Origin of the sequence: Aquimarina spongiae (assembly GCF_900141785.1) — a bacterium.
GTDB lineage: Bacteria > Bacteroidota > Bacteroidia > Flavobacteriales > Flavobacteriaceae > Aquimarina > Aquimarina spongiae.
The window spans coordinates 1,029,210-1,036,089 of record NZ_FQYP01000001.1 but is presented as its reverse complement, the minus strand read 5'-3'; the positions used below and the strand labels follow the sequence as shown (position 1 = coordinate 1,036,089).

General features: G+C 33.6%; 7 protein-coding genes and 1 rRNA gene. 3 read left to right on the top strand and 5 right to left on the bottom strand.

Going from position 1 to position 6,880, the window contains the following annotated elements:
• The first annotated feature begins 172 nt into the window (after positions 1-172).
• The 3 genes from rrf (at position 173) to trhA (ending at position 1,599) form a co-directional block, all read left to right on the top strand.
• A 5S ribosomal RNA gene (gene rrf, locus BUE24_RS04605) occupies positions 173-280 on the top strand.
• A 131-nt stretch (positions 281-411) separates the two neighbouring features.
• Positions 412-924 (top strand): TlpA family protein disulfide reductase, encoded by a 513-nt coding sequence (locus BUE24_RS04600; RefSeq protein ID WP_073314345.1) that lies wholly within the window; start codon positions 412-414, stop codon positions 922-924.
• A gap of 48 nt (positions 925-972) precedes the next feature.
• Positions 973-1,599: a PAQR family membrane homeostasis protein TrhA gene (gene trhA, locus BUE24_RS04595; protein WP_073314343.1), complete on the top strand. Its 627-nt coding sequence runs from the start codon at positions 973-975 to the stop codon at positions 1,597-1,599.
• 22 nt (positions 1,600-1,621) lie between these two features.
• Here trhA and BUE24_RS04590 read toward each other — a convergent pair whose 3' ends face one another.
• The 5 genes from BUE24_RS04590 to BUE24_RS04570 all read right to left on the bottom strand — a co-directional run bounded on the left by BUE24_RS04590 (position 1,622) and on the right by BUE24_RS04570 (position 6,859).
• Complete coding sequence (locus BUE24_RS04590; protein WP_073314341.1) at positions 1,622-3,835, bottom strand: ATP-binding protein; 2,214 nt, start codon at positions 3,833-3,835, stop codon at positions 1,622-1,624.
• 284 nt (positions 3,836-4,119) lie between these two features.
• Positions 4,120-4,920 carry a DUF8213 domain-containing protein gene (locus BUE24_RS04585; protein ID WP_073314339.1) on the bottom strand — a complete coding sequence of 267 codons (801 nt, stop codon included), beginning with the start codon at positions 4,918-4,920 and terminating at the stop codon, positions 4,120-4,122.
• Positions 4,921-5,020: 100 nt separating this feature from the next.
• A complete protein-coding gene (locus BUE24_RS04580; RefSeq protein ID WP_073314338.1) occupies positions 5,021-5,449 on the bottom strand; it encodes a DUF4268 domain-containing protein in 429 nt (142 codons plus the stop codon).
• Position 5,450: 1 nt separating this feature from the next.
• A complete protein-coding gene (locus BUE24_RS04575; RefSeq protein ID WP_139241910.1) occupies positions 5,451-6,128 on the bottom strand; it encodes a ZIP family metal transporter in 678 nt (225 codons plus the stop codon).
• Positions 6,128-6,859 (bottom strand): class I SAM-dependent methyltransferase, encoded by a 732-nt coding sequence (locus BUE24_RS04570; protein WP_073314334.1) that lies wholly within the window; start codon positions 6,857-6,859, stop codon positions 6,128-6,130. Before BUE24_RS04570 ends, BUE24_RS04575 begins: the two co-directional genes overlap by 1 nt.
• Positions 6,860-6,880 lie beyond the last annotated feature (21 nt).

Sequence of the window (6,880 nt, the reverse complement as noted above, 5' to 3'; positions counted from 1 at the left end):
GGTGTAAAGGCAGTAATGTCATAGCCGAGTAGTACTAATAACCCGTAGGCTTATGTCGCGATCTTCCCGGTTGCAAAACCGGGAGGGCGGTTTGCTTTGATGCATTAGTTTATCGTTTATGTTTTTCTAAATCAATATGTTAACTTATTATAGCTTAAAAGTGCTAAAAACTTAAGGTGGTTATAGCAACGGGGCTCACCTCTTACCATTCCGAACAGAGTAGTTAAGCCCGTTAGCGCCAATGGTACTACAATCGTGGGAGAGTAGGTCGCCGCCTTCTTTGAAAACCCTCATCATAATCGATGAGGGTTTTTTTATACCCTAAATCCAAACTAAACCTGTCCTATAGAAATGTGAAAGTGACCTCATAACTTTTACAGAATCCGTAATTTGGTACTTTAAAAAAGAAGAATGAAAAAGATAGCTAATTATTTTATAGTTGTTTTGGTATTAGTATTTGGCCTGTTTTATGGATACACAAAGTTTACGGCAGCTCAAGAAGGAGAACAGGCTCCAGATTTTGAAACTACTCTAGTTGATGGATCTTCATTTCAGCTATCCAAATTACAAGGGAAGTACGTGTTGTTGGATTTTTGGGGATCCTGGTGCCCTCCGTGTAGAAGGGAAAACCCAAAATTAGTACAATTACATAATAGTTATCCTGATCAGCTTACTGTTGTAACCATAGGCCTAGAAAAAGATACTACTTCATGGAAAAAGGCAGCAGAAAAAGATGGATTTGTCTGGAAGAATCAGATAGTACATCAAAACAAATTTGTAATGTTATCTCCAATAGCCAGAAAATATGGTGTATCTGAAATACCATCTAAGTTTTTGATTTCCCCGGAAGGAAAACTATTAGGAAAACTATCCTTTGAGGAGATCCATCAAATATTGGCTAATACAAACTACCCCAATCACTAAAATAGTTGTAGTTTTGGAAGCTATTTGAGGCTACAAGTTTAAAACATTATGATAGAACAATCTCCTGTAGAAGAAAGATGGAACTGGATTACTCATGGTCTTGGGTTTGTAATGTCTATTATTGGCTTTGTATTACTTTTGTTTTATGATACGCATCAAACAGCATATAGTACATTTACGATTGTTTTGTATTCAGCTTCCTTATTAGTATTATATTTTGCATCTACAGCGTACCATTATTCATCAACACCAGAGTTGAAACGTAAATTTAGAATAATGGATCATATAGGTATTTATCTTTTGATCGCTGGGACCTACGCACCTGTTACTTTGATTACGCTGCTATATAGTAAAGGGATTTTGTTATTTATCTTGGTTTGGTCTTTGGCGATCGTAGGTTCGGTTTTAAAACTGTTTTTTACAGGTCGATTTCAACTGTTATCAGTTGTACTCTACTTGCTTATGGGATGGCTAATTATGTTGGACATGGATACGCTTAGTGCATTAGTAGGAGATCGTGGAATTCATTATCTAATGCTGGGTGGAGCAGCTTATACTATTGGAATCATATTTTATGCTCTTAAAAAAATGCCGTTTAGTCACGTAATCTGGCACCTTTTTGTTTTGGCTGGAAGTATTTTTCATTTCTTATTCATATTCCATTTTATTATATAGGACAGGAATAATTACAGCTTAATTAGGAAGCTTTAGAAATTTTACTGACTAAGTACGAGTTTATTTTTTTGAAAAACTCTTCTTTCTTAAACGGTTTTCTCATGTAATCACAGAAACCTGATTCGGTATTCAATATCTCGGTAATTGTGTCTTTTGTATCAGAAGCCGTTAAAGCGATTATCGGAATATCTAAATTAAATTCTCTTATTTTCTTAGTAGCTTCCATACCATTCATATTTGGCATGTTTAAATCCATCAAAATAAGATCATAATGTTTTTGTTTCACCATATCAATAGCAATAAGACCATCATCTGCAATATCAGAAACATACCCTTTGGTTTTTAGAATATTCTGGGTAACAATTTGATTGATCTTATTGTCCTCAACAATAAGAATACTGTGATCTTGACTATTATCTAAAGTGATTAAATTTTCTGAAGGGCGTTCTGTTTGTTCTTCCTCGTTTGCTTCATGGATTTTAAATGGAATACTGAAATAGAAAGTAGCTCCTTCCCCAGGAATACTTTCTACCTTAATATCACCGCCGTGTAGCTCTACCAATTTTCTCACGATATTTAATCCTAAACCTGTTCCGGTAGTATGATCAGAGGAGTTAGCCTGAGAGAATTTCTCAAATATAAGTTCTTGCTTATCCAACGGAATACCTCTTCCATCGTCTTTTACCTCGAAGGTAATTTCAACCGTATCGTTTTCTATTTTTGGGTTTTTAAAATTTAACCAAATGTTTCCTTCTCTGGTAAATTTGTTTGCATTACTAATAAGATTGATAAAAATCTGTGATAATCGTACAGAGTCACCAATTAACAGATTTGGAATAGTAGGATCAAGATTAAGGTGCAATGTATTCCCATTTTTATCGGCCTGATATTCAAACGAGTTTTTAATATCGTTTGCCAAATTCTTTATATTGTAAACGGATTCGTCTAGTTGAATTTCATAGGATTCCATTTTTGTAACCTGAAGAACATCGTTAATCAAGTTTAATAAATGATCAGCAGAAAACTTCATTAACTTGATAAAGTTATGATTTTCTTCATCCTTAATGCGTTCCATTAATATAGAGGATAACCCTATTACTCCATAAAGAGGTGTTCTTAATTCGTGACTAACAGTAGAAATAAACTTGGTTTTAACCGCAGCCAAACGATCCGATTTTTCCTTAGCTATCTTTAATTCTTTGTTTTTTAAAGCAAGAGACTCTCCCAGTACTTTAGTTTTTTTATGATTATAGACAAAGAAGCAAAACAACGTCAAACACAGAAGGAGTAGGGACAGGGTAAAAATAGATACGGTTTTGGATTGCTGTGCCTTTTGAGTTTCTATAGTTTTTTTTGCCTCACTTACTGTAAGTTGTTTTTTATATCTATCTGCTTCTAGTTTTTCGCTCTCAAGTGCAGTTTGATGGTGTTTGGTATATTTTTTAAGAATTACATATGCCTTTTCCTTATTTCCCATTTTAATCAGTAAGCTTTCATACTTCTGATAAATGATCATTGCTTCTCTGTAAAGCTCGCTTTTTTCGGCAATAGATGCCGCTAATTCAAAATTTTGTATTGCTTTTTTGTACTGCCTTATGTATGAGTAATATTCAGCAATACTGGTATAGGTCATTACTAATTTTGGGGTGTATTCTGCGTTAGTTTTAAAGAAGCTAAGACACTTCTGTAATAATCTTTTTGACTTATTGTATCGTTTCGTCTTTAAATAAATATTCGCGAGATTCAGTTGAAGAAGATGTTTGGTGTATTCATCTAAATCTGAAAAATTCTTATTGATGTAATTGATTCTTTTAAGTGCTCGCCCTGGTTTGTTAAATCCTTCTAGATAGACCAGAGCAATATTGTTATTGATATCTATAGCCACTTCATCAAAACCACTGAGTTCTTTTGCGAAAAGGTCTGCGATTTTAAAATTTTCAAGGGCTTCTTCATAATCTCTTGAAGAAAGGGATATTTTACCTAATAGATTATAAGCACTTGCTTTAAGATAGTATTGTTGTTTGGTACTGAATTTTTCGGCAATATCTATAATAGTCTCTGAAATCAGTATGCTATTAGCTCTTCCTACTGTGTTTAACTGTTTTTCAGTATGAGATAGGGTGTTTTTGAGCTCTGAGAAAGACATATCTTCATATTCTCGGGCATGAGTATCTATGAAGAATAGACAAGTCAATAAAAGGCATATAAAATATCTAAATATTTTAAGGCTATTCATTATTCCAGTTTTGGGGCGCTCAAATATATTAAAAAAAAGTTACTTGATGGTTAAAAAGCCTAAATAATGTGTTGAAAAACCATAATTAAAGATATTTGTTGTTAAAATTGTAGGAATAAAGCTTCTTTTTTGGATAAAAATTCTTGAAAAGTGATCTGCCTTCTCAGTATATAGTTAAGTTTTTGAAAATAAAGTAGATATCATCTTTATGCATTTGCTGATACCAAAAATGGCTATTGCTTTAAAACAATAGCCATTTTTAATTTATTTTTTTATAGTTGGGGTTATCCTCTGCAACCTCTTATTACTCCAAATACATAATCATCTGCAGCTTCATTAAATTCATCACCGCAATTCCTATCACTTGCGCCTCCACTTGCATTGTTTACATTACTGCATTGATCATGATCCATACAGTCCTTTGTCCAGGCACTAGGAATCCACCATCTACCGCAATCTGCACCGCATCTTCCCATGCACCCGTAGTTGGTTCTTGGCTTGCTGCCTACCCGTACCCGATCTCTTTGATTTCCACGAGCATCATCATATTCGGCGTTTACATAAGTATTTCGTCTGATACAGGTAATACCTTCATTTCTACTTTTAAGATTTGTGGTATTTACTTCGGTAACTACATTTCTTTTGGTGTATACGTAATCTATGGGAGACTTACCCCAGTATTCTATCAAAGTTAATAGTGTGTATTCTGTCATAGAAATATTTCCTTCTTTGTTAGACAGTATGTAATCTGCAATTAGGCTACCCATTTTCAATAATGCCTCTTTTTGGGATTCCTTAAATACATGGTTATGTCCGTCAATGGCAATACTTTCGTCATTGTAGTTTACTATAGCATTGATACTTTTATTATCGATAGCGATACGAACATCAAAAATGAGATCTGCTGTTGCGGTTACTGCGTATTTTACGGCAACATTATCAACAGTTACTATTCCTTTAAAATGATTTTCATCTTGTGCTTCTAAGCCAATTTCTTGTGCTTGTGGTGTCGTTTCTTCTTGGGTACACTGAAAGCAAATAGCAATCAACAGCACCAATGCTGAGCATTTTAATTTGTTTTTCATAATAGTGAGTTTATGTTATAGCTCAATGTACAAAAAACAAATCAAATTATGATTTTGGTAATTTATCAGGTGTTTTTTTTAAGAATACTCAAATTAGAATCTAATCTTTTATAAAATCTTTATATTCTATAAAAAATGTTTCTAAAAGATCCATTTTGGTATACAAGAACTCCATAGTTTGCTGCCAGGAGTTTTTGTTATGAATGCTAACTTCATGGAGTTGGCAATAGACTCTGGAGATTATCTTTCCATTATCCAATTCGTATGTAGGGTCATATATGATATCAGCAATGTAATCTGTAGTTAGTAAGTTTTTTAAACTTACTAATTTATCGTAGTAGTATTCTCGAATCAGATCATCCCATGGCTCAATGTCTATGGAGACTTCTGCTTTTTTGGTAGTAAATGTGAATTTAAGCGATACATCTTTGATTTTGGTGTTATATAATAGCCATTTACGTGGATATGCTTTTCCAAAAGAGGTCCAAAATTCTTGTCGTATACGTTTTGATTCTTCTTTACTAAACATGTTAAATCAAAAATGCTGTCACTGTTGCCAATAGAATAATCATCAACTTTGTGATGTTGAACTTATGACCTTCGCTACTCTCAAAAAGAATTGTAGTAGATACATGAAGGAATATCCCAATGACCAAGGCTGTGATTTCTTTATAGTATCCTTGAACGATCTCTAAGTGTTCACTCAAAAAAGTACCTAGTGGAGTCATTAAGGCAAAAACAAAAAGAGTAATCCCGATGGTTACTGGTTTGATTTTGGTATGTAGCAAGAATGTAGTCAAAATCATCGCTACAGGTATCTTATGAACAATAATACCCAATAAGATTCCTTCGGCCTGATGAATTGGAAAACCTTCTAACAATGCATGAATACCTAAACTTATAAATAACAATTTAGGTAATTGTTTGGTATCTTTGTCCAGATGTATATGGCCGTGTTCTGCTCCTTTGGAAAAGTATTCCAGTATTTTTTGCAATAAAATACCGACCATAATCCAGATCCCTGTTTGTTTCCCGAAGTGATTATCTTCAAAGACTTCTGGTAGCAAATCAAACACTGTGATAGCCAATAAAAAAGCTCCACTAAATGCTAGAAGCAGTTTTAGGTTCTTTTGATTAGAAGGTCTGAATATGAAAACAATAAGACTTCCTACAAAAATGGCAGCTATAGTTAATAAGTAATGCTTCACTATTTAAAAATTAAGATAAGTCTCGGTGAAGTTTCTTTATAGAACTTTTGAAGTTGGTAGTTTCCAAAGACATCCAGAAGATGTACTTCGGCCTGATCAAAATAATCTTTAAAGTCTTCCAGACTAATTGCTTTTACCCGTTCTGTAAAAAAGAAATCTTCTCCCTGATCTTTAAAACGAATTTCTTTGACGATATGCCCATTCTCTACATACCTTTGGATATGAAAGTTGATTCCCTCAACCTGTTTTTCTTCTTCGGGTACCAGGTGTTTAATTACATAATCGGTATTCAAAAAATCAATAACACCAAACCCAGAAGCATTCAAATTGGATTTAATAGCCTTTATAGTGCTAAGATTATCTTCCTCTTTGTCAAAATAACCGAAACTAGTAAATAGATTAAAAACTCCGGAAAATTGCTCGGGATAAGGTTTGCACATATCATGTACTCGGAATTTCAAAGTCTCATTTTCAAACTGAGAAGCATAAGCGATACTGTTTTTGGATAAATCCACTCCAGTAACATCAAAACCCAATGAATTTAAATAGATACTATGTCGACCTTTGCCGCAAGCAAGATCCAAAATTTTTTCTCCTTTTTCCAAACTGAGATAACGGGTTAGGTTATCCATAAAGTCTTTGGCTTCAGTTTGATCTCTATCTTTATATAAAATATGATAGTATGGTGTATCAAACCATGATGCATACCACATTGTAGAATCTTTTAGCATAGGGCGCAAAATTAGTGTATT

Coding starts and splice junctions, on each gene's coding strand:
- BUE24_RS04600 (WP_073314345.1), top strand. CDS start 412: ATGAAAAAGATAGCTAATTATTTTATAGTTGTTTTGGTATTAGTATTT.
- trhA (WP_073314343.1), top strand. CDS start 973: ATGATAGAACAATCTCCTGTAGAAGAAAGATGGAACTGGATTACTCAT.
- BUE24_RS04590 (WP_073314341.1), bottom strand. CDS start 3,835: ATGAATAGCCTTAAAATATTTAGATATTTTATATGCCTTTTATTGACT.
- BUE24_RS04585 (WP_073314339.1), bottom strand. CDS start 4,920: ATGAAAAACAAATTAAAATGCTCAGCATTGGTGCTGTTGATTGCTATT.
- BUE24_RS04580 (WP_073314338.1), bottom strand. CDS start 5,449: ATGTTTAGTAAAGAAGAATCAAAACGTATACGACAAGAATTTTGGACC.
- BUE24_RS04570 (WP_073314334.1), bottom strand. CDS start 6,859: ATGCTAAAAGATTCTACAATGTGGTATGCATCATGGTTTGATACACCA.